The sequence below is a fragment of the Blastococcus sp. TML/M2B genome (genome assembly GCF_016612865.1).
Classification (GTDB): domain Bacteria; phylum Actinomycetota; class Actinomycetes; order Mycobacteriales; family Geodermatophilaceae; genus Blastococcus.
In genome coordinates this window covers 1,740,164-1,761,087 of record NZ_JAENZZ010000001.1, presented here as the reverse complement: position 1 = coordinate 1,761,087, position 20,924 = coordinate 1,740,164, and the positions used below count along the sequence as shown (strand labels likewise).

Annotated in this window: 21 protein-coding genes and 2 pseudogenes; 8 read left to right on the top strand and 15 right to left on the bottom strand. The window is 76.0% G+C overall.

The features are described 5' to 3' along the window. Positions 1-109 precede the first annotated feature (109 nt). From JKP75_RS08570 to JKP75_RS22625, 5 genes and pseudogenes are all read right to left on the bottom strand, one after another. Positions 110-913 carry an SDR family oxidoreductase gene (locus JKP75_RS08570; RefSeq protein ID WP_200491790.1) on the bottom strand — a complete coding sequence of 268 codons (804 nt, stop codon included), beginning with the start codon at positions 911-913 and terminating at the stop codon, positions 110-112. Further along, positions 906-1,010: a hypothetical protein gene (locus JKP75_RS24460; protein WP_375539239.1), complete on the bottom strand. Its 105-nt coding sequence runs from the start codon at positions 1,008-1,010 to the stop codon at positions 906-908. The genes JKP75_RS08570 and JKP75_RS24460 overlap by 8 nt, the downstream gene beginning before the upstream one ends. Next, a complete protein-coding gene (gene pheT / locus JKP75_RS08565) occupies positions 979-3,381 on the bottom strand; it encodes a phenylalanine--tRNA ligase subunit beta (RefSeq protein ID WP_309229662.1) in 2,403 nt (800 codons plus the stop codon). Before pheT ends, JKP75_RS24460 begins: the two co-directional genes overlap by 32 nt. Before the next feature lie 52 nt (positions 3,382-3,433). Beyond that, the gene (locus JKP75_RS22630; protein WP_309229692.1) at positions 3,434-4,018 is read right to left on the bottom strand and encodes a phenylalanine--tRNA ligase subunit alpha; all 585 of its coding nucleotides are present in this window, start codon (positions 4,016-4,018) and stop codon (positions 3,434-3,436) included. Between the two features lie 97 nt (positions 4,019-4,115). Continuing rightward, a pseudogene (locus JKP75_RS22625) lies at positions 4,116-4,595 on the bottom strand (hypothetical protein); the annotation flags it as partial. A gap of 115 nt (positions 4,596-4,710) precedes the next feature. Here JKP75_RS22625 and JKP75_RS08555 point away from each other — a divergent pair. The 3 genes from JKP75_RS08555 (at position 4,711) to JKP75_RS08545 (ending at position 9,823) form a co-directional block, all read left to right on the top strand. Continuing rightward, positions 4,711-6,987 carry a diguanylate cyclase domain-containing protein gene (locus JKP75_RS08555; RefSeq protein ID WP_309229661.1) on the top strand — a complete coding sequence of 759 codons (2,277 nt, stop codon included), beginning with the start codon at positions 4,711-4,713 and terminating at the stop codon, positions 6,985-6,987. A gap of 99 nt (positions 6,988-7,086) precedes the next feature. Continuing rightward, on the top strand, positions 7,087-7,929 hold the full coding sequence (locus JKP75_RS08550; protein ID WP_200492931.1) for an EamA family transporter: 843 nt from the start codon (positions 7,087-7,089) through the stop codon (positions 7,927-7,929). Between the two features lie 46 nt (positions 7,930-7,975). Further along, a complete protein-coding gene (locus JKP75_RS08545) occupies positions 7,976-9,823 on the top strand; it encodes an EAL domain-containing protein (protein ID WP_309229660.1) in 1,848 nt (615 codons plus the stop codon). 7 nt (positions 9,824-9,830) lie between these two features. Here the strand turns inward: JKP75_RS08545 and JKP75_RS08540 are convergent, their stop codons facing one another. Both JKP75_RS08540 and JKP75_RS08535 read right to left on the bottom strand, forming a co-directional pair. Beyond that, entirely contained in the window at positions 9,831-10,133 is a 303-nt protein-coding gene (locus JKP75_RS08540) for a DUF4873 domain-containing protein (protein ID WP_200491792.1), read from the bottom strand. A 25-nt stretch (positions 10,134-10,158) separates the two neighbouring features. Further along, positions 10,159-10,824, bottom strand: coding sequence for a TetR family transcriptional regulator (locus JKP75_RS08535; RefSeq protein ID WP_200491793.1), 666 nt, complete (start codon positions 10,822-10,824; stop codon positions 10,159-10,161). A gap of 62 nt (positions 10,825-10,886) precedes the next feature. Between JKP75_RS08535 and JKP75_RS08530 the strand changes: the two genes are divergently transcribed. Then, positions 10,887-11,822 (top strand): diiron oxygenase, encoded by a 936-nt coding sequence (locus JKP75_RS08530; protein WP_200491794.1) that lies wholly within the window; start codon positions 10,887-10,889, stop codon positions 11,820-11,822. Positions 11,823-11,913: 91 nt separating this feature from the next. Here the strand turns inward: JKP75_RS08530 and JKP75_RS22615 are convergent, their stop codons facing one another. The 6 genes and pseudogenes from JKP75_RS22615 to JKP75_RS08505 all read right to left on the bottom strand — a co-directional run bounded on the left by JKP75_RS22615 (position 11,914) and on the right by JKP75_RS08505 (position 15,022). Then, the gene (locus tag JKP75_RS22615; protein ID WP_309229691.1) at positions 11,914-12,006 is read right to left on the bottom strand and encodes a hypothetical protein; all 93 of its coding nucleotides are present in this window, start codon (positions 12,004-12,006) and stop codon (positions 11,914-11,916) included. Between the two features lie 112 nt (positions 12,007-12,118). Continuing rightward, positions 12,119-12,709 (bottom strand): annotated as a pseudogene (locus JKP75_RS08525) (TrmH family RNA methyltransferase); the annotation flags it as partial. Positions 12,710-12,874: 165 nt separating this feature from the next. Then, positions 12,875-13,261 (bottom strand): 50S ribosomal protein L20, encoded by a 387-nt coding sequence (gene rplT, locus JKP75_RS08520; RefSeq protein ID WP_200491796.1) that lies wholly within the window; start codon positions 13,259-13,261, stop codon positions 12,875-12,877. A gap of 44 nt (positions 13,262-13,305) precedes the next feature. Beyond that, complete coding sequence (gene rpmI, locus JKP75_RS08515) at positions 13,306-13,500, bottom strand: 50S ribosomal protein L35 (protein WP_040336545.1); 195 nt, start codon at positions 13,498-13,500, stop codon at positions 13,306-13,308. A 99-nt stretch (positions 13,501-13,599) separates the two neighbouring features. Beyond that, a complete protein-coding gene (gene infC, locus JKP75_RS08510) occupies positions 13,600-14,184 on the bottom strand; it encodes a translation initiation factor IF-3 (RefSeq protein WP_309229690.1) in 585 nt (194 codons plus the stop codon). 343 nt (positions 14,185-14,527) lie between these two features. Beyond that, positions 14,528-15,022: a PH domain-containing protein gene (locus JKP75_RS08505; RefSeq protein ID WP_200491797.1), complete on the bottom strand. Its 495-nt coding sequence runs from the start codon at positions 15,020-15,022 to the stop codon at positions 14,528-14,530. Between the two features lie 70 nt (positions 15,023-15,092). Between JKP75_RS08505 and JKP75_RS08500 the strand changes: the two genes are divergently transcribed. Genes JKP75_RS08500 through JKP75_RS08490 form a run of 3 tightly spaced genes read left to right on the top strand, consistent with a single transcriptional unit; the run spans position 15,093 to position 17,898 of the window. Next, positions 15,093-16,139 carry an MBL fold metallo-hydrolase gene (locus tag JKP75_RS08500; RefSeq protein ID WP_200491798.1) on the top strand — a complete coding sequence of 349 codons (1,047 nt, stop codon included), beginning with the start codon at positions 15,093-15,095 and terminating at the stop codon, positions 16,137-16,139. Further along, positions 16,118-16,732 carry a uridine kinase gene (locus JKP75_RS08495; RefSeq protein ID WP_200492930.1) on the top strand — a complete coding sequence of 205 codons (615 nt, stop codon included), beginning with the start codon at positions 16,118-16,120 and terminating at the stop codon, positions 16,730-16,732. Before JKP75_RS08500 ends, JKP75_RS08495 begins: the two co-directional genes overlap by 22 nt. A 47-nt stretch (positions 16,733-16,779) precedes the next feature. Next, complete coding sequence (locus JKP75_RS08490; protein WP_200491799.1) at positions 16,780-17,898, top strand: uroporphyrinogen-III synthase; 1,119 nt, start codon at positions 16,780-16,782, stop codon at positions 17,896-17,898. A 7-nt stretch (positions 17,899-17,905) separates the two neighbouring features. On the opposite strand, the gene JKP75_RS08485 is transcribed toward JKP75_RS08490, so the two are convergent. Further along, complete coding sequence (locus JKP75_RS08485) at positions 17,906-18,481, bottom strand: GNAT family N-acetyltransferase (RefSeq protein ID WP_200491800.1); 576 nt, start codon at positions 18,479-18,481, stop codon at positions 17,906-17,908. Positions 18,482-18,605: 124 nt separating this feature from the next. Continuing rightward, entirely contained in the window at positions 18,606-19,982 is a 1,377-nt protein-coding gene (locus JKP75_RS08480) for an MFS transporter (protein WP_200491801.1), read from the bottom strand. Positions 19,983-20,128: 146 nt separating this feature from the next. On the opposite strand from JKP75_RS08480, the gene JKP75_RS08475 reads away from it, so the two are divergent. After that, positions 20,129-20,923, top strand: coding sequence for a hypothetical protein (locus tag JKP75_RS08475; RefSeq protein ID WP_200491802.1), 795 nt, complete (start codon positions 20,129-20,131; stop codon positions 20,921-20,923). Position 20,924 lies beyond the last annotated feature (1 nt).

Sequence of the window (20,924 nt, the reverse complement as noted above, 5' to 3'; positions counted from 1 at the left end):
AAGTTCCTGGGCGGGCAGACGATCGACGGCATGCGTGCCCGGCTGCACCACCTGGTCGTCGACTGCCGCCGCCCCGCACTGGACCGCGGAACCCGGCTGAGCGACGGGGTCAGGCGAGGGGGTCGGTGTCGCCGTAGGGGCGCAGGCGGAGCATCCGGGCGGCGTCGGCGGGTGTGGTGGCGCGGAGGACGTCGAGGTCGTCCGCGCCGGCCCGCACGAAGCGGCCCGTCCACTGGTCGAGCTCGCCGGCGGCGATCGCGGCGACCAGCGCGACGACCCGCTCCGGCGGCGTCCAGTCCTCGAAGCCCTGCCACACGCGCATGGCGCGGGTCATCGGGGTGTCGACGACGCCGGGCGCGACGTCGAAGGCGCGCACGTCGGTGCCCTCGAGCGCGCCGGCCAGCGACTCGGTGAGCCGCATGAGCCCGGTCTTCGCGACCGAGTAGGCCGAGTAGTCGGGCGCGCCGCGGGTGCCCATGCCGCTGGCGAGGTTCACGATCCGCCCGCTGTTGCGCAGCACCATCCAGGGCACGACGGTGCGCACGGTCAGCAGCGCGCCGCGCACGTGGCTGGAGACGACGTCCCACCACTGGTCGGGGTCGGCCTCCCAGACGGGCACCTCGAACTCGTCGATCAGGCCGGCGTTGTTCACCAGCAGGGCGATCGGGCCGAGCTCCTCGCGGACGAGCCCGACCGCCTCCTCCACCGAGGCGCGGTCGGTGACGTCGGCGGCCACGGCGAGGGTGCGCCCGCCGGTGGCGGCGGCGACCTCGTCCATCGCCGTCCGCAGCCGGTCCTCGGTGCGGGCGAGGCCGGCCACGGCCATGCCGCGGGCGGCCAGCCCCTCGACCAGGTGCCGCCCGATGCCCGAGGACGCCCCGGTGACCAGGGCGACGCCGGACAGCTCAGGCACGGAGCTCCGCCCCGGTCGCGGCCCGGGCGGCGGCGACGGCGGCGTCGCGCACGCCGGCCGCCTCCTCACCGGTGAGGGTCCGGTCCGGCGCCCGCAGCGTCAGCGCGAACGCCAGCGACCGCGACCCGGCCGGCACGGGGGCGCCTGGTGTAGACGTCGAACAGCCGCAGCGACTCCAGCAGCTCGCCGGCCCCCTCGCGCAGCGCCGCGGCGACCGCGGCGGAGGGGACGTCGTCCCGCACCACGAGCGCGAGGTCCTGGAGCACCGGCGGGAACGCCGAGATCGGCGGACCGACGGCGACCGGGGATGCGGGCAGCGCGTCGACGTCCAGCTCCATCACCGAGGTGCGGGCCGGCAGCTCCAGCGCGGCGCACACCCGGGGGTGCAGCTCACCGGCATGCCCGACGACGACGTCGCCGACCAGCAGCTCGGCGCAGCGGCCCGGGTGCCAGGGCGCCCGCTCCCCCGCCCGGACGGTCAGCTCGACACCGGCCGCCGCGGCGACCCGGCGCGCGGCCTCGACCGCGTCGGCCCAGGTCGCGGCGCGCCCGGCGCCCCACCAGCCGCGCGGCTCGCGGGAGCCGGTGAGCGCGACGGCGACGTGCCACGGCTGCGCCGGCACCGCGCCGAGCAGCGCGGCCAGGGTCTCGTCGTCCGGCCGGCCCTCGACGCCGGGGAGCGGCGCGGGGGTGCGCACCCCGCCGGGGAAGACCGCGCCGTGCTCGAACAGCGCCAGGTCGCGCTGCCCCCGGGAGAGGTTGCGGGCCAGCGTGGCGAGCAGGCCGGGCAGCAGCGTCGTCCGCAGCGCCGGCTCCTCCTCCGACAGCGGGTTGCGCACCAGCACGACCGCGCGGCGCTCGTCGTCCTCGGGCAGGCCGAGCGCGTCCAGGGCCGGCGTCCCGACGAACGGGTAGGACGGCGCCTCGACGTAGCCGGTCTCGGCCAGCGCGCGACCGATCGCGCGGCGCCGGCGCTGCACGTCGGTGAGCCCCCGGCCGGGCGGGGCCGTCGGCAGCACCGAGGGGATGTCGTCGTAGCCGGCGAGCCGCACGACCTCCTCGATCAGGTCCGCGGGGTCGGTGAGGTCCGGGCGCCAGGACGGCGGGGTCACCTGCAGGTCGGTGCCGTCGCCGTCGACCGAGCAGCCCACGGCGGTGAGCAGCTCGACCACCTGGCCGGGCGTGTAGGCGACGCCGGCCACGCGCGCGGGCCGGCCGGCGTCCAGCGGGATCTGCGGCCGCGGGCCCCGGGTGTCGAGGTCCACGACGCCGCCGACGACGCGCGCGCCGCCGTACTCGCAGAGCAGCTCGGCGGCGCGAGCCAGGGCGACGACGGTCAGCTCGGGGTCGACGCCGCGCTCGAAGCGCTTGGCCGCCTCGCTGGGCAGCCGGTGCCGGCGCGCCGTGCGGGCCACACCGGTGGGCTCCCAGTGCGCCGCCTCCAGCAGCACCGAGGTCGTGCCGTCACCGATCTCGGTCGTCGCGCCGCCCATGACCGCGGCCAGACCGATCGGCCCGGAGTCGTCGGTGATGAGCAGGTCGTCGCCGGCGGCGAGGGTGCGGGTGCTGCCGTCGAGGGTCTCCAGGCGCTCGCCCTCGCGGGCCAGCCGGACGGTGATCGGCCCGCTGACCTTCTCGCGGTCGAAGGCGTGCATCGGCTGGCCGAGCTCGAGCATCACGTAGTTGGTCACGTCGACGGCCAGCGAGATGCTGCGGATGCCGGCCTGGGTGAGCCGGCGCCGCAGCCACCACGGGCTGGGCGCGGTCGGGTCGAGACCCTCGAGGGCCAGCATGGAGAACCGGTCGCAGCGCTCGGGCGCGTCGACCCGCACGTCCCAGGCGGGGGCGCCGGACCACGCCGGCGGGGTGACCGCGCCCGGGTCGCGCCACGGCGCGGCCAGGCCGGTGCCCATCTCGCGGGCGATGCCGCGCATGGACAGGCAGTAGCCCCGGTCGGGGGTGACGGCCAGCTCGATGACGACGTCGTCCAGGCCGGTGACCGGGCCGGCGGGCGTGCCCGGCGGCGGGACGTCGGCGCCCTCGCTCCCCAGCACCAGGATGCCGGCGTGGTCCTCGCCGAGGCCGAGCTCGCGGACCGAGCAGATCATCCCGTCGGAGATCCGGTCGTAGGTCTTCCGGGAAGCGATCGCGAACCCGCCGGGCAGCACCGCGCCGGGCAGCGCGACGACGACGGTGTCGCCGACGGCGAAGTTGCGCGCGCCGCAGACGATGCCGCGCGGGGCCGCTTCCCCCACGTCGACCGAGCAGAACCGGATCGGCTTCTTGAACCCGGTGAGCTCCTCGATCCCGAGGACCTTCCCGACGACCAGCGGGCCCTCGACCGGCTCGGCGCGGTGGATCTCCTCGACCTCGAGGCCCAGCCGCACGGAGGCGGTGTCGAGGTCCTCGACCGTCGTCCCGGCGGGGACGTCGACGTACTCGGCCAGCCAGCCGATGGGGACTCTCACTGCTGGACCTGGGGGGCCACAGAGGTGACCTTCGGTGCCCGACCGGAACCAGTCACTGCTCGACTCCAAAAGCTGTAGTGAAGCGGACGTCGCCCTCGACGATGTCGCGCATGTCGCCGACGCCGGAGCGGAACTGCAGGGCGCGCTCGATGCCCATGCCGAACGCGAAGCCCGAGTACTCGTCGGGGTCGATGCCGCAGGCGACCAGGACCCGCGGGTTGACCATCCCGCAGCCGCCCCACTCGACCCAGCGCGGCCCGTCGCGGTGCTCGGGGAACCAGACGTCGAACTCCGCCGAGGGCTCGGTGAACGGGAAGTACGAGGGCCGCCAGCGGGTGATGGCGTCGGCGCCGAACAGCGAGCGCGCCAGGTGGTCCAGCGTGCCGCGCAGGTGCGCCATCGTCAGGCCGCGGTCGACCGCCAGCCCCTCCACCTGGTGGAAGACCGGGGTGTGCGTCGCGTCGAGCTCGTCGGTCCGGTAGACCCGGCCCGGGGCGACGACGTAGATCGGCGGCGTGCGCGCCAGCATCGTCCGGGCCTGCACGGGGCTGGTGTGCGTCCGCAGCACCAGTCCGGAGTCCTCCGGCGCCACGAAGAAGGTGTCCATCATCGTGCGCGCCGGGTGGTCGCGGCCGATGTTCAGCGCGTCGAAGTTCAGCCACTCGGCCTCGAGCTCCAGGGCCGTCGGCGACCTCGTAGCCCATGCCCACGAAGATGTCGGCGATCCGGTCGGTGAGCGTCGTCAGCGGGTGGCGGGCGCCGCGCGGCGTGCGGTCCCACGGCAGCGTGACGTCGACCCGCTCCTCGGCGAGCACCCGGGCGTCGCGCTCGGCCTCGAGCTCGGCGAGCCGGGCGTCGTAGGCCTCCTGCACGGCGACGCGGGCGGCGTTCACCCGCTTGCCGGCGTCGCTGCGGGCGGCCGGCGGCAGCGCGCCGAGCTCGCGGCGGGCCAGCAGCACCGGGGCGCGGTCGCCCAGGTGGGCCGGCCGCACGGCGGCCAGCGCCTCCAGGTCGGCCGCCCCGGCGAACGCCGTCCGGGCGGCGTCGACGGCGTCGTCGAGGGCCTCCGGGGAGAGGGCGGCGACCTGCTTGGGGTCGTAGGGATCGTTGGCGCCAGACACGGGAGGCCATTCTGCCCGCCGTCCGCCCCCGTCCGCGCCTGGGTTCGGTCGTGCGCCGCCGCGTCCCGCCCAGATCGGCGATGTGGGGCCCATGGGACGTCGGAGAACCCCACGTCGCCGATCTGGGCCCAAGGGCGCGACCTGACCCCTCGGGGTGACCCGGGCCGGATCGGCTCTCCGCCGGGGGCCGACCGGCCGATGCGGGAGCGTGGACCTCATCCCGGAGCACTCCGACAGCGATCTCGCCGCGGCTCTGAGCGACGGCGGCGTGCGCAGCGTCTTCCAGCCGATCGTGGAGCTGGACACCGGCCGGGTGGTCGCGTACGAGGCGCTCGCCCGCGGCCCGCAGGGCCCGCTCGAGCGGCCCGACCGGCTGTTCGCCGCGGCCCGGGCGGCCGGCCGGCTGGCCGAGCTCGACGAGCTGTGCCGGGCGGCGGCGTTCCGGGGCGCGGTGGAGCAGGGCCTGCTGGCGCCGCTCACCGTCTTCGTCAACGTCGAGCCCGAGGTGCTCGACAGCGCGCCGCTGGACGACCTGCTGGCCATCGCCGAGCGCGCACCGCGCGACCTGCGGGTGGTCCTGGAGATCACCGAGCGCGCGCTCGCGGCCCGCCCGGCCGAGCTGCTGCGCACCGTCGAGCGGGTCCGCAGCCTGGGCTGGGGCGTGGCCGTCGACGACGTCGGCGCGGACTCCATGTCGCTGGCCTTCCTGCCGCTGCTCTCCCCCGACGTCATCAAGCTGGACCTGCGCCTCGTGCAGGACCGCCCCGGCCCGGCGGTCGCCGAGATCATGAACGCGGTCAACGCCCACGCCGAGCGCACCGGCGCGCTGGTGCTCGCCGAGGGCATCGAGAACGAGGCGCACCTGGCGACGGCCCGGGCGCTCGGGGCCACCCTCGGCCAGGGCTGGATGTTCGGCCGTCCCGGCCCGGGCGCCGCCCCCGGCCTGCCCACCGGCGAGCTCGCGGTCGCCACGGTTCCGAACGCCGCCCTCGTGGACATCTCGCCCTTCGGCTGCCTGCCCGCGAGTGTCCCCCTGCGCCGCTCGGTCAAGTCGCTGCTGATCGAGCTGAGCAAGCAGCTCGAGCGCGAGGCGATGCGGCTGGGCGACACCTGCGTCGTCGCCTCCACCTTCCAGGAGGCGCGGCACTTCACGCCGTCGACCATCCAGCGCTACCGCGACCTCGTCGAGCGCACCGGCTTCGTCTGCGCGCTGGGCGAGGACCTGCCCGTCGAGCCGCTGCCGGGCGTCCGCGGCGCCGCGCTGGACCCAGCCGACCCGGTCCGCGGCGAGTGGGACGTCGTCGTCCTCAGCCCGCACTTCAGCGCCGCGCTGCTGGCCCGCGACCTCGGCGACGACGGCCCCGACCTGGAGCGCACCTTCGAGTACGCGCTCACCTACGACCGCGCGACGGTCACCCGGGCCGCGCACGCACTGCTGACCCGCGTGGTCCCCCGGAGCACCGCCGCGCTGCCGGCCGCGCCGCAGCGCCCGGCGCTGCCGGTGCCCGCCCCGGGCGTGGCGCCGGACGGGCTGCGCACCGGGCCGGACGGCGACGCGCTGCTGCGCAGCGCCCTGTCGGCCACGACCAGCGGCGTCGCCATCGCCGACATGCGGCTGCCCGACCAGCCGCTGATCTACGTCAACGACGCCTTCGAGGCCCTCGCCGGGCTGTCCCGCGAGGAGGTGCTCGGCCGCAACTGCCGGTTCCTCCAGTCGCCGGACACCGACCCCGCCGCGGTCGCCCGCATCCGCGCGGCCATCGACCGGGGCGAGGAGTGCCGGGAGACCGTCCTCAACCTGCGCGGCCCGGACCGCGAGCCGTGGTGGAACGAGATCCACCTGGCGCCGGTGTTCGACGCCGACGGCGTGCTCGCCCAGTACATCGGCGTGCAGCACGACGTCACCGCCCGGGTGACCGCCGAGCGCGCGCTGCTGCAGGAGCGCGACCGCAACCGCGCCTTCCTCGCCCGCATCGAGGAGCTCGCCTACACCGATCCGCTCACCGGGCTGCCCAACCGGCGGCGGCTGGAGGAGCAGGTGGAGGCGGCGCTGTGGACCGCGCGCACCGGCTCGGACACCGTCGCGCTGCTCTTCGTCGACCTCAACGGCTTCAAGGCGGTCAACGACGACCTCGGCCACGCCGCCGGCGACGAGGTGCTGCAGACCGTCGCCCGCACGCTGCGCGGCCGGCTGCGCCGCGGGGACCTGCTGGCCCGGCTGGGTGGGGACGAGTTCCTCGTCGCGCTGCCCGGCCTGGACCCTCGCGAGGCCGCCGGCGAGGCGCGGCGGGTGGCCGACGACCTGGCCGCGGCCGTCGCCGTGCCGACCGAGGCCGGCGGCCGGGAGGTCCGCATCGGCGCGAGCGTCGGCGTGGCGGTCTACCCGGCCGACGGCGAGGAGTTCGACGCGCTGCTGCACCGCGCCGACATGGACATGTACGCGCAGAAGACCGCGCGGCGGGGCCGGCTGGTCCCCCAGCGCTGAGCCGTCGACGGGATCTGCACACTCGGGGGTACCAGCGCCTGGAAGGCCCCGAGTGTGCAGATCTCGCGGACGGCGCGGGGCGACGGTCCGGAGGCTGACGTGGCGGTGCAGCTCGCGCTGGGTTCCGCGCTCGTCTACGGGGCCAGCGACTTCTGCGGCGGCCTCGCCAGCCGGCGGGCGCCGGCCTACGCGGTGGTCGCGGCCTCCCAGCTCGCCGGCTTCGCCCTGCTGGTCGTGCTGCTGCCCGCGCTCGGCGGGAACCCGAGCGCCGCCGCCCTCGGCTGGGGGGCCGCCGCCGGCACGGCGGGCACCGCCGGCATGGTGCTCTTCTACCGGGCGCTGGCCGTCGGCGTGATGAGCGTCGTCGCCCCGGTCACCGCGCTGGCCGGAGCCGCCGTGCCGGTGCTCGCCGGGCTCGCCCTGGGCGAGCGGGTCGGCGCGGCCGCCGCCGTCGGCATCGGCCTGGCGCTGGTCGCGGTGGTGCTGGTCGCCGCCGAGGGCGGGCCGCGCTCGCTGCGCGCCGTCAGCCTCGGCGCCTCCGCCCCCGCGCTCGCCGCCGGGGCGGGCTTCGGCGTCTTCTTCGTCCTCCTCGACCGCGCCCCGGCCGACGCCGGGCTCTGGCCGCTGGTCGGCGCCCGGGTGCTGTCGCTGGTCCTCGTGCTCGTCGTCGCCGTCTGCGCCGGCCGCTCGCTGCGCGTCCCCCGCGCCGGCCTGCCCGCGGTGCTGCTGGCGGGACTCGGCGACATGGCGGCCAACGCGCTGTTCCTGCTCGCCACCCAGCAGGACGGCCCGCTGGTCATCACCGCGGTGCTGGCCTCGCTCTACCCGGCGACGACGGTGCTGCTGGCCCAGCTGCTGCTGCGCGAGCGGCTGGTGCCCGCCCAGCTGGCCGGGGTGGGCGCGGCGGCCGCCGCCGTCGTCCTCATCGCGCTGCCGGGCTGAGCCTCCTCCCTTCGGGGCAGGACGGGTCGGCTCGGGTGTGGCGGCCGTGGTCGCGGGCCGATGGGACCAGGTGCTCCCCGACCTGCCCGCGCCCCTCGCCGCCGCCCTCGACCAGGTGCTCGACGGCGGCCTGCACAGCCTCTTCCAGCCGATCGTCGACCTCGACACCGACCGCGTCGTCGCCTACGAGGCGCTCGCCCGCGGGCCGGAGGGGCCGCTGGCCGCCCCCGACGCGATGTTCGCCGCGGCGCGGGCCGCCGGCCGGCTCGCCGAGCTCGACGGGGCCTGCCGGGCCGCGGCGTTCCGGGGCGCGGTCGACCAGGGCCTGCTGGCGCCGACGACGGTCTTCGTCAACGTCGAGCCCGAGGTCCTGGACACCGCGCCTCTGGCGGACCTGCTCGCGATCGCGGGCTCCGCGCCCGGCGAGCTGCGCGTGGTCCTCGAGGTCACCGAGCGCGCCCTCGCATCCCGCCCGGCCGAGCTGCTGCGCACGGTGGAGCGGGTGCGCCGGCTGGGCTGGGCCATCGCCCTGGACGACGTCGGCGCCGACCCGATGTCGCTGTCGTTCATGCCGCTGCTGCGCCCCGACGTGGTCAAGCTGGACCTGCGCCTGGTGCAGGGCCGCCCCGGCGCCGCCGTCGCCCGGATGATGAACGCGGTCAACGCCTACGCCGAGAGCACCGGCGCGCTGGTGCTGGCCGAGGGCATCGAGACCCCTGCGCACCTGGAGGCGGCGCTGTCGCTGGGCGCCGTCCTCGGGCAGGGCTGGTTCTTCGGCCGGCCGGCCGCGGGACGCGCCGCCGACCGCCCGGCCGGCGAGCTCGTGCTGCCCGCTCCCCAGGCCGGGACCCCGGTCGACGGCACCGACTCGCCGTTCGGCTGCCTGCCCGGCGGCACGCGGCTGCGGCGCTCGCCCAAGTCGCTGCTCGTCGAGCTCAGCAAGCAGCTCGAGCGCGAGGCCGTGGGAGTCGGCGAGACCTGCGTCGTCGCCGCCACCTTCCAGGAGGCCCGGCACGTCACGCCCTCCACCGAGCGCCGGTACGCCGAGCTGGCCGCCGCCACGGGGTTCGTGTGCGCCGTCGGGGAGGGGCTGGACGCCGAGCCGCTGCCCGGCATCCGCGGCGCCACCCTCGCCCCCTCCGACCCGGTCCGGGACGAGTGGGACGTCGTCGTCCTGGGGCCGCACTTCGCCGCGGCGCTGCTGGCCCGCGACCTCGGGTCGACCGGCCCGGACGCCGACCGGCAGTTCGAGTACGCGCTCACCTACGACCGGGCGACGGTCGTCGAGGCGGCCCGCGCGCTGCTCTCGCGGATCGCGCCCCGGCCGACCGTCCCTGCACCGGTCACCCTCCCGGCGACCGACCCGGCCATCCCGCAGCCGCGGACCCCGGCGAGCGAGCACCGGGCACACCTGGCCGAGCTCGCCGGCACCGATCCGGCGACCGGCCTGCCGGGCCGGGTGCGCACGCAGGAGGTCCTCGACGTCGCCGCGTGGAACGCGCGGACCGGCGGGGACGTGCTCGCCGTGCTCACCGTCGACCTCACCGGCGTCGGCGTGGTCGCCGAGCGGTTCGGCGAGCTGGCGGCCGACGACGTGCTGCGCGCCGCGGTCCACCGGCTGGGGCGCCGGCTGCGGCACGGCGACGTGCTCGGCCGGCTGGGCGCCACCCGCTTCGCCGTCGGCGTCCCGGGGCTGGCCCCGGCCACCGCGGCCCGGGAGGCCGCCCGCATCGCCGACGGGCTCGCCGACGCGCTGGGCACGCCGTTCGTCGTCGCGGGCGAGCAGCTCGTGCTGGGCGTGCGGGTCGGCTCGGCGCTGTGCCCGGACGACGCCGACGACGTGGCGGGCCTGCTCGGCATCGCGGCCGGCGGCGGGGGCGGCGTCCGGCGCTGAGCCGCGGTCAGACCCCGGCGGCGCCGTCGAGCAGCTCGACCGGGAACGGCGGCCGGTCCAGGCCGGTGACGCGGGTGTTCCCCCACGGATCGGTCTCGGTCGCCTCGGCGCGACCGCTGCCGTGCGGCGTCGTCAGCTCCAGGCGGGTGCGCGCGGGCAGCGTCAGCGCGATCCGGCCGGACCACACGACCGAGCCGGCGAGCGGGTCGAAGCGGGCGCCCAGGACGGCGCGCGCGGTCCGCGCGGGCTCGCCGTCGACGACGACGGTGACCTCGCCGTCGTAGCCCTCGGGCTCCTCGTGCTCGCTCATCGCTCCTCCTGGGTGGGTCGGTGGGTCAGCGCGTCGGGGGCAGCAGGGTGCCCAGCCCCCCGTGGGCGAGATCGGTCAGCTGGTCGACCAGCTGCGCGGCGGGGACGGTGCGCGCCGCCGACCACCAGTGCGCGGCCAGCTGGACCATCCCGACCACGCCGTAGGCCCAGGTGAGCGCGGCGTCGGGCGAGCGGCCCGCAACCGACAGCCGCTCCCCCATGAGCACGCCCAGCGACTCGGCGATCTCGCGCTCGGTGGCGGCCACCAGGTCGGCCCGTCCGGAGCGGCCGGCGTGCGCGTAGGCGAACCGGTAGAGCGCGGGCTCGTCCTCGATCAGGGCGACGAACGCGGCGATGACCGCGTGCAGCTGGGCCCGGTCGTCGGCCCGCTCCGCGGCGAGCTCGCCCATCAGCCGGGGCAGCAGGATCGCCTCGGAGATCCGGTTGAGGACGGCGTCGACCAGCTCGTCCTTGTCGCTGAAGTACCGGTAGATGACGGTCTTGGACACCCCGGCGCTGCGGGCGACGTCCTCGACCGCGAACTCGGGGCCGGCCAGCCGCACCGCCTCCACGGCGGCGGTGACCAGGTCCTCCCGGCGGGCGCGCCGGTGCTCGGTCCAGCGGGCACGGCGTCCGTCCGTCGGCGCCTCGGAGGCGGCGCCCGACGCGACGTCGAGCGCTGGGGGTTGCATGTGTTTCACCGTAACAGCTACCTTTCGGGACAGCCCCGCTCGACGTTCGAGGGAGACCGCTGATGACCGCCACCCTGCCCTCCGGCACCGCCGGCCACGAGTCCGCCACGCGCAAGGCGCCGGTCGACCGGCAGGCGCTCTCCGCGCGGCTGCTCGGCTCCGCGGCGAAGAAGTCCTACGACCCCGTCGTCGACATCGACTGGGACGCGCCCATCCCCGACTCCCTCTACGGCCTCTCGCCGGAGTGGTCCAGCCTCTACGGCACCCCGCTGTGGGAGGGGCTCAACGAGGAGCAGCGCGTCACGCTCACGATCCACGAGTACTGCTCCATCTCCGGCGTCGGCATCTGGTTCGAGTGCCTGCTGATGCAGCTCATCCTGCGCGATGTGTACGGCGACGACCCCGCCCAGCCGCACGTGCAGTGGGCGCTGACCGAGATCGCCGACGAGTGCCGCCATTCGGTGATGTTCGCCCGTACCGCGGAGACGTTCGGGGCGCCGTCCTACCAGCCGCCCGCGCGCATCCTGCGGCTCGGCAAGGCGTTCGCCGCGAAGGGCGGCGGGCCGGCGGCGTACGCGGCCATCCTCGTCGCCGAGGAGATCCTCGACATCTTCCAGCGCGACCTGATGAAGGACGACCGCGTCCAGCCGCTGACCCGGGCCACCAGCCAGATCCACGTCGTCGAGGAGGCCCGGCACATGCGCTTCGCGCGCGAGGAGGTCGCCCGGCGCACCCCCGAGCTCTCCCGGTGGCAGCTGCACCGGCACCGGACCGTCGTCGCGGCGGTGGCCGCGATCGTCGCGGAGAACCTGGTGCAGCCGGAGGTCTACGCCTCCGTCGGCCTGGACCCGGCGACGGCGAGGGCCGCGGCCCGGGCCAACGAGCACTACGCGGCCAAGCTGCGCGGGGCGTCGACCGGCCTGGTGGAGTTCCTCCGCGGCGTCGGCCTGATCGGCGGCTCGTCCGAGCGGCTCTGGAAGCGCGCCCAACTCCTCTAGGGACTTCCGGTACCGAAAGTCCCTCCTCGCCGCGAACTTTCGGTACCGGAAGTCCCTCCTCGCCCCGGACTTTCGGTACCGAAAGTCCCCGTCAGCGCTGGGCGAGCTGGGTCGTGTAGAGGCAGATCGCGGCGGCCGCGGCGAGGTTGAGGCTCTCGGCGCGGCCGCGCATCGGGATGCGCACCCGGGCGTCGACCAGCCCGGCGAGGTCGGCGGGGACGCCGCGGGCCTCGTTGGCCGAACAGCCACAGCACCGGCCCGTCGAGCCCGCCGGCGTCCGCGGCCTCGTCGAGGGCGACCTCTCCCCCGCCGTCGGCGGCCAGCACGGTGCCGCCGGCGGCGCGCCAGGCGGGCAGGAACTCCGCCAGCGGGACCCCCCGGACGACGTCGACGTGGAACAGGCTGCCCGCGCTCGAGCGCACCGCCTTGCCGCCGTAGGGGTCCGCGGACCCCGCGCCGAACACCACCGCGCCGGCGCCGCACGCGTCCGCCGTCCGCAGCACCGTGCCGGCGTTGCCGGGGTCGGCCAACTCGGCCAGCGCCACGGCCAGCGCCGGCGGTGCGGCGAGGACGTCACCGGCGGGCACGTCGCGCAGCGCGCAGACGGCTACCAGGCCTTGCGGCGTGACCGTCTCGGACAGCCCGGCCGCGGCCTTGTCCGTCACCAGCCGGACGGGGACGGCGGTGGCGGCCAGCAGGTCGCGGTGCGCGGTGGCGGCGGCCTCGGTGGCGAAGACCTCGACGGCGCCGTCGGGGTCGGCGAGCGCCTCGGCGACGGCCTGCCGCCCCTCGGCCAGGAACAGCCCGGCGGCGTCGCGGCCGGCCCGCCGCACCAGCTTGCGCGCCGCGGCGACCCGCCCCGACCGCTCGGTCAGCAGCTCGCTCATCCCGACTCCTCCTCGCGCCCACATCGGCGATCTGGCGGCTTCCCCGCCCCCATGGCGCCCACATCGGCGATGTGGGGCCGATCGTGGGCGCGCAGACGACGGCGCCGCCGCGGGGAGGTCTCCCCACGGCGGCGCCGGTCAGCCCTCCGGACGGAGGGCCCGTGCTCAGGCGGCCTGACCGGTCGCCTGCGGGTTCGCGGCGAGCGCGGCGCGGGCGGACTCGACGAGCGAGGCGAAGGCCGCCGGCTCGTTGACGGCCAGCTCGGCCAGGACGCGGCGGTCCAGCTCGATGCCGGCCAGCTTCAGACCCTGCATGAACCGGTTGTAGGTCATGTCGTTCTGACGCGCCGCGGCGTTGATGCGGGTGATCCACAGCTTGCGGAAGTCGCCCTTGCGGACCTTGCGGTCGCGGTAGTTGTAGGTGGCCGAGTGGAGGATCTGCTCCTTGGCCTTGCGGTACAGCCGCGAACGCTGACCGCGGTAGCCGCTGGCCTGCTCGAGGACTGTGCGGCGCTTCTTCTGGGCGTTGACCGCCCGCTTCACGCGTGCCACGTGAGTGCTCCTGTCTTTCTAAAGGGTGAGGGGGGAGGGGGCGCTCAGAGGCCCAGGAGCTTCTTCATCCGCGGCGCGTCGGCCGGGGACAGGACGCCGATCCCGCTCACGCGGCGCTTGCGGCTCGAGGACTTGACCTCGAACTTGTGCTGGTTGTTCGTGTGCTCGCGCACCAGCTTCCCGGAGCCGGTCACGCGCACGCGCTTGGCCGTGCCCTTGTGGGTCTTCTGCTTCGGCATGTCCCTCGTCCTGTTCGTCTGGATGTCGGTGCGTGCGGCAGCACGGAGCTGCCGCACGCGCCGGCCGTCTTCGGTCGTGCGGTCGATCGAGGCGAGCGATCAGGCCTGTGCGGTCTGCTCGTCGTTCGCCTGGTCGGACGCCGAGGCCTTCTCCGCCTTCGCCGAGCGTCGCGCGGCGTCGGTGGCGGCCTGGTTCCGGTGCGGTGCGATCACCATGACCATGTTCCGTCCGTCCTGCTTGGGGTTGGACTCGACGACGCCCAGCTCGCTGACGTCGGCGGCCAGCCGCTGGAGCAGCCGGTAGCCCATCTCCGGTCGCGACTGCTCGCGCCCACGGAACATCACGGTGATCTTGACCTTGTCGCCGCCCTTGAGGAAGCGCTCGACGTGGCCCTTCTTGGTCTCGTAGTCGTGCGGGTCGATCTTGAGGCGCAGCCGCATCTCCTTGATGACGGTGAGCGCCTGGTTCCGCCGGGCCTCGCGGGCCTTCTGAGCGGACTCGTACTTGAACTTCCCGTAGTCCATCAGCTTGGCGACGGGCGGCCGGGCCATGGGAGCGACCTCGACGAGGTCGAGCTCCGAGTCCTGGGCCAGGCGCAGCGCTTCGCCGATCGACACGACGCCGACCTGCTCGCCCTCGGGTCCGACGAGACGGACCTCGGGGACGCGGATGCGGTCGTTGATGCGGGGCTCGGTGATGGCCTCTCCTCTGCTCTTGCCTGTGAGGAGCTCACCCGATCCGGTCCGGGATGTCGAAGGCCCCGTGAGCGTCTGCTCACGGGGCCCACTCACCGGGGTCCGCAGCCGTCCGGGGGACGGTTGCGGGACGCGAGCGCCGGCAGGGCCGGTCCTCGCGATCCGGGGACCTGGTCGCCTGGACGGCGTCAGGTGGGAGCGGGCTCCTCTTGGATCAACGGCCCGGGGTGGGGCCGCTGGTTGGTTCGCGCGCCTCGTGTAGCGGGGGGAGGCACGCCCAGTCTACAGCGTCGTGCCTCCGCCGGTCATTCCCGGGCTGCGCGCCCCGTCCTCAGTTGTCGTAGAGCAGCGGCGGGGGCACCGGGTCGGTGGCCCGGGCGGCGGCGTGCAGTGCCCGCATCCCCTCCACGGCGCGGACCGCGTACTCGCCGTCCGCGGCCTGCAGACCCCAGACCGAGACCTCGTCGCCGTTCTCCAGGGCCAGCGACCCCCAGGCCGACTTCCGCTCGAACCGGACCGCCCGGACCGCCTGCCACGGCAGCACGTGCTGCACGAACAGGTTGCGCACCCGCACCCCCGAGGCGTCGGCGTCGACGCGGGACCGGCCGAGCAGCAGCACACCCGCGGCCAGCAGCACGCCCAGCCCGGCGAGCGCGACCTGGTCGACGACGCCGTACTCGACGACGGTGTTCGTCGTCGACGGCAGGGTCAGCACGACCACGGCGGCGACGACGAGCACGGCTCCGGCGAGGACGGCGAGCAGCAGCCGCAGCCGGCGCGGGACGGCCGAGACCGCGGCCGGGGTGGCGGTGGTGGGGCCGGACATGCCCCCATGGTGACAGCAGGTGCGGCGGCCGTGACCGGCGCGGCGGTCGTGGCTGGCAGAGTGCCGGGGCGTGGAGATCTCCGGCACCGCCCAGCACGCCGCGTGGCAGGCCCGCGCCCTGCCCCCCGTCGAGCAGTTGCGCGACGACCTCTGGTCGATCCCGGTCCCCATCCCGCACAACCCGCTCCGCTACAACAGCATCTACGCCTTCGCCCTCGACGGCGGCGGGCTCGGGCTGATCGACACCGGCTGGGGCAGCGACGAGTCCTGGGACGCGCTCACCGCGGGGCTGGCGGCGATCGGCGGCGACGTCTCCGACGTCCGCGGCGCCCTGGTCACCCACCTGCACTTCGACCACCTGGGCCTGGCCGGCCGGGTCCGCGAGGCCAGCGGCGCGTGGATCGCCATGCACCCGGCCGACGCCGGCGTCGTCCGGGAGCTGACGACGGCGGGCGCGCAGCACGCCGTCGACACCGAGGTGGAGTTCCTCGTCGGGCTGGGCGCCGACCGCGACGAGGCGGTGTCCGACGTCGGCGCCGCCGAGAACTTCGGCGCCTGGACCAGCATGGCGGTGCCCGACCGGATGCTCGAGGACGGCGACCACGCCGACTTCCCCGGCTGGCGGCTGCGCGCGGTGCACACCCCCGGGCACACCCCGGGCCACCTGTGCTTCGCGGAGCAGGAGACCCGGCTGTTCTTCTCCGGCGACCACGTCCTGCCCCGGATCAGCCCGAACATCTCCACCAACGCGCGCGGCGGCGATCCGCTGCGCGACTTCCTGGACTCGCTGGCCGCCGTCCGGGACCTGGACCCGGCCGAGGTGCTCCCGGCGCACGAGTGGCGCTTCCGCGGGCTGGCCGACCGCGTCGACTCGCTGACCGCGCACCACGAGCACCGGCTCGCCGAACTGCTCGCCGCGATCGCCGCGCACCCGCACTCGACGCCGTGGCAGCTGGCCGCGCACCTCACCTGGTCGCGGCCGTGGGAGCAGTACGAGCGGCGGATGCGGATCTTCGCCGTCACCGAGACCGACGCGCACCTGCGGCTGCTGGCCAGCCGCGGGCTGGTGGTCGGCAGCAGCGGGCCGGTGCCCACGTGGACGATCGCCGCCCGCTGACCGCCGCCGGCCTGGCCGCCGACCTGCTCACCGCTCCCCCGCTGCTGGGGGCGACGCGGCTGGTCTGCGTCGACGGGCCGGCCGGGTCCGGCAAGACGACCCTGGCCGGCCGGCTGGCCGCGGAGCTGGGCGCGGCCGCCGAGCTGGTGCACATGGACGACCTCTACGCCGGCTGGACGCTGACCGGCGCCGTCGCCCGCCTCGAGGCGGGGGTGCTGCGACCGCTGGCCGCGGGCCGGCCCGGCGCCTACCACCGCTTCGACTGGCACGCCGGCCGGTTCGCCGCGGAGCCGGTGCCGGTGCGCCCGGCACAGGTGCTGGTCGTGGAGGGCTGCGGCAGTGCGCCCCGCCGGCTGGACCCGTGGACGACGCTGCGGGTGTGGGTCGAGGCCCCGGGTCCGCTGCGGCTGGAACGCGGGCTGGCGCGGGACGGCGCGGCGATGACCGACCACTGGCTCCGCTGGCTGGCCACCGAGGCGGCCGAGTTCGCGCGGGAGGACACCCGCCGGCGCGCGCACCTGCGGGTCGACGGGGCGCCGGCGACCCCGGTCCCGCCCGGGGTCTTCCTGCCCCTGCCCGACACACAGCGGTAACGCGGAGCACGCACGATGGGCCGACCGCCGGCCACGAGGGGGACGACGTGAGCGACACCGGTACCGAGCCGGACGCCGGGCTGCCGCTGGCCGGCTACACCGTGGCGGTGACCGCCGCCCGCCGCAAGGAGGAGCTCGGCGCCCTGCTGGACCGCCGCGGCGCCCGGGTGGTCTACGCACCGGCCATCCGCATCGTGCCGCTGTCCGACGACACCGAGCTCGTCGCGGCCACGCGCCGGGTGCTGGCCGAGCCGGTCGACCTGGTCGTGGCGACCACCGGCGTCGGGTTCCGCGGGTGGCTCGAGGCGGCCGACGCGTGGGACCTGCCCCTGGTCGAGCACCTGCGGGGCGCCCGGGTGATGGCCCGCGGCCCCAAGGCGCGCGGCGCGATCCGCGGGGGCGGGCTGGTCGACGCGTGGTCGCCGGAGTCGGAGTCCTCCGCCGAGGTGCTCAGCCACCTGCTCTCCGGCGCGGAGGGCCCGCTGGAGGGACGGCGGATCGCCGTCCAGCTGCACGGCGACCCGCTGCCCGACCTGGTCGAGGGGCTGCGGGCGACCGGCGCCGAGGTGCTCACCGTGCCTGTCTACCGCTGGGTGCTGCCCGAGGACGTCGGCCCGGTACGCCGCCTGGTGGCGTCGGTCGTCGCCGGCGCGGTGGACGCGGTCACCTTCACCAGTGCCCCGGCGGCCGCGAGCCTGCTCGCCGTCGCCGGGGAGCTGGGCCGGCGCGAGGAGCTGGTCGCGGCGCTGCGGGACCGGGTGCTGGCGGTCGCCGTCGGCGCGGTGACCGCCGGTCCGCTGGAGGCCGAGGGCATCCCCACCCGCCAGCCCGAGCGGGCCCGGCTCGGCGCGCTGGCCCGCGAGGTGGTCGCCCGGCTGCCCGAGCGGGACCCGGTGCTGCAGGTGGGCGCGCACACGCTGCAGGTGCGCGGGTACGCCGCCGTCGTCGACGGGCGGGTGGTGGAGCTCCCGCCGGGGCCGATGGGGGTGCTGCGCGCGCTGGCCCGCCGGCCGGGCGACGTCGTCCCCCGCGCCGAGCTGGTCGACTGCCTGCCCGGCGGTGGGGACGGCCACGCCGTGGAGATGGCCGTCGCCCGCCTGCGCGCCGCCCTCGGAGCGCCGCTGGTGACCACCGTGGTGAAGCGCGGCTACCGGCTCGCGGTCTGAGCCCGGGTCACCGCAGGTCCAGCCGCATGAGCACCCGCGGGAAGCCGTTGAGGACCGACGTCGTGTCCGCTGCCTTGGTGAAGCCGGCCCGCTCGAACAGCGCGCGGGTACCGACGTAGGCCATCGTCAGGTCGACCTTCGCGCCGTCGTTGTCGACGGGGTAGGCCTCGACCGCCGGCGCGCCCGAGGCCCGCGCGTACTCGACGGCGCCGGCGACGAGTGCGTGGCTGATGCCCTGTCCGCGGTGGCCGGGGCGCACCCGGACGCACCACAGCGCCCACACGTCGAGGTCGTCGACGTGCGGGATCCGGCGGTTGGTGGCGAAGCTCGTGTCCGCCCGCGGGTGGACCGCCGCCCAGCCGACCACCTCGTCGCCGTCGTAGGCCAGCACGCCGGGCCGCGGCTCCTCCCGCACCAGCTCGCGCACCCGCTCGCCCCGCGCCGGCCCCACCAGCGCCTGGTTCTCCTTGGAGCCGAGCAGCCGGTAGCTCAGGCACCAGCAGGCCTGCGCGTCCGGGCGCTTCGGCCCGACCATCGTCGCGACGTCGTCGAACTCGCTCGCCGGTCGCACCTCGATGCCCATGACCGGATCCTGGCACCGCCCACCAACAACCCTCCGCGAGATCTGCACACTCGTGGCTTCCAGCGGCTCGAGAGCCCCGAATGTGCAGATCTCGCGGTCGGACGGAGTGCGCGCCGCTCGCGGGTCAGACGGAGTGCGCGGCCTGCGGGCGCAGGTAGACCACCCAGGTGACGGCGACGCAGACGACGTAGAACGCGATGAACACGAGGTAGGCCGAGTCGCCGGTGCCGGTGGTCATGAACGACTGACGGAAGGCCAGGTTCACCAGCACCCCGCCGAAGGCGCCCACCGCGCCGGCGATGCCGATCAGCGCACCGGACATCCGCAGCGCGTGCCGGTCGGCCGCCTCCGGGTCACCGCCCTCGGCGACCCGCTGCAGCGCCTGCGAGCGGAAGATCGCCGGGATCATCTTGTAGGTCGAGCCGTTGCCCACGCCGCTGAGCACGAACAGCAGCACGAAGCCGACGACGAACAGCGGCAGCGAGCCCACCTGGCTGGCCGTCCACACGACGCCGGCGCCCAGCGCCATCGCGACGAACGTCGCGCAGGTGATCAGCGCGCCGCCGAACCGGTCGGCCAACGCGCCGCCGAGCGGCCGGATGAGCGAGCCCAGCAGCGGTCCGAGCCAGGTGAGCGACGCGGCGGCCAGCGGCGTGGCGAACGAGCCGGTGAACTGGTTCTGCAGCACCTGACCGAACGCGAACCCGAAGCCGATGAACGAGCCGAAGGTGCCGATGTAGAGGAACGACATGATCCAGGTGTGCGGCTCGCGGGTCGCCTCGCGCATGGCCCGCGGCTGGTTGCGCGCCGTCGTCAGGTTGTCCATGACCAGGGCCGCGCCGACGGCGGCCACGACGATCAGCGGGATGTAGAGGGCCAGGATCAGCCGGGGGTGCGCCGCGCCCGCCGTGGCGAGCACGAGCAGGCCGACCAGCTGGACGACGGGGACGCCGAGGTTGCCGCCGCCGGCGTTGAGGCCGAGCGCCCAGCCCTTGAGCCGGTCGGGGTAGAAGGCGTTGATGTTCGCCATGGAGCTCGCGAAGTTGCCCCCGCCCACGCCGGCGAGGCAGGCGACCAGCAGCAGGGTGCCGTAGGAGACGCCGGGTTCGAGGACGACGGCGGTGGCGATCGTCGGCACCAGCAGCAGGGCGGCGCTGACGATCGTCCAGTTCCGGCCGCCGAAGCGGGCGACGGCGAACGTGTAGGGCAGCCGCACGAAGGCGCCGAGCGCCGTCGGCAGGGTGGTGAGCAGGAACTTGCCGGCCGGGTCGATGCCGAACACCGGCTCGGGCAGGAAGAGCACCAGCACCGACCACAGGCTCCAGATGGAGAAGCCCACGTGCTCGCTGAAGACGGAGAAGAACAGGTTGCGGCGGGCCACGGCCTTGCCGGTGGACTCCCAGAACTGCGGGTCCTCGGGGCGCCAGTCGTCGATCCACCGCCCGCCCCGCGGCGGGGGTGCGGCGACGGCGGTCGGGCGGGGCTGGGTGGGTGCGGCCATGCCGGGAACCGTGCCGTCGCCCGGTTTCCCCGGCGTCGCCCCGCGGCTGTTCTTCTGTTCCGTTTCGCTCACCGGCGCTGCCCCGCTGTGGTGAGGCCCGGGCCGCCGGCGTGCAGGACCAGCCCCCCGTTGGCGATGATCACTGCGTGAGCGCCCCCGAGGAGACCGCAGAGCTGCCCGGCCGCGCCCTCATCGAGCAGGGCGCCCCGGTGGCCGGCTCGATGAGCCGCGCCGCGGCCACCGTCGTGTTCGAGCCGTCGGCCGCGCTCGTGCAGATCGCCGCCCCGCTCGCCGCCTGCCTGCGCACCGCCGCGACCGAGGCCGCGGCCGTGCCCGTGCCGCGCGAGCAGGTCCGCGCCGGGGCCGCGCTGGCCTTCGCCGTCGAGTACGCCGCCACCCGGCACCGCGCCGGCCGCCCGGCCCGCGCCGACGGCTGGTTCGACGCCCGCCCCGGCGGACGCCCGGCGGCCGACGACCTCACCGAGGCCGTGGTGGCCGCAGCCCGCCGGTCGACCGACGAGCGGCGGGTGCGGCACCTCGGCTACCTGCTCGCCGAGGTCTCCTGCTCCCCCGACCTGGACGCCGAGGTGGCCGGCCGGGCCCTGCGGCTGGCCGACGAGCTGAGCTGGCGCCGGCTGGGGCTGCTCGCCGCCGTCGGCCGCCGCGACCGGGTGCCGCTGCCGATCGCCCCGCTGCCCGACGACCCGCGCCCCTGGTCGGAGTGGGCCGCCCGCGAGGACGTCGCCGACCTGCAGCGCGCCGGCCTGCTGGACCCGCCGGTCGACGTCCCCCGGCCCGGCGCCACGGTGCCCCGGCTGCGGGCGGCCGACCTGCGGCTCACCCGCCGCGGCGTCCTGCTGCACCGGCTGCTGGCCCTCGACCTGCTGCACGAGGACGCCGTCGCCGAGGCCCTCGCCGCCCTGGGCCTGCCCCGCTCCTGAG

Excerpts from the sequence above, each read along its gene's own strand:
- JKP75_RS08540 (WP_200491792.1), bottom strand. The coding sequence starts at position 10,133 with ATGAGCGAGCACGAGGAGCCCGAGGGCTACGACGGCGAGGTCACCGTC.
- JKP75_RS08535 (WP_200491793.1), bottom strand. The coding sequence starts at position 10,824 with ATGCAACCCCCAGCGCTCGACGTCGCGTCGGGCGCCGCCTCCGAGGCG.
- JKP75_RS08530 (WP_200491794.1), top strand. The coding sequence starts at position 10,887 with ATGACCGCCACCCTGCCCTCCGGCACCGCCGGCCACGAGTCCGCCACG.
- rpmI (WP_040336545.1), bottom strand. The coding sequence starts at position 13,500 with ATGCCGAAGCAGAAGACCCACAAGGGCACGGCCAAGCGCGTGCGCGTG.
- JKP75_RS08505 (WP_200491797.1), bottom strand. The coding sequence starts at position 15,022 with ATGTCCGGCCCCACCACCGCCACCCCGGCCGCGGTCTCGGCCGTCCCG.
- JKP75_RS08485 (WP_200491800.1), bottom strand. The coding sequence starts at position 18,481 with ATGGGCATCGAGGTGCGACCGGCGAGCGAGTTCGACGACGTCGCGACG.
- JKP75_RS08480 (WP_200491801.1), bottom strand. The coding sequence starts at position 19,982 with ATGGCCGCACCCACCCAGCCCCGCCCGACCGCCGTCGCCGCACCCCCG.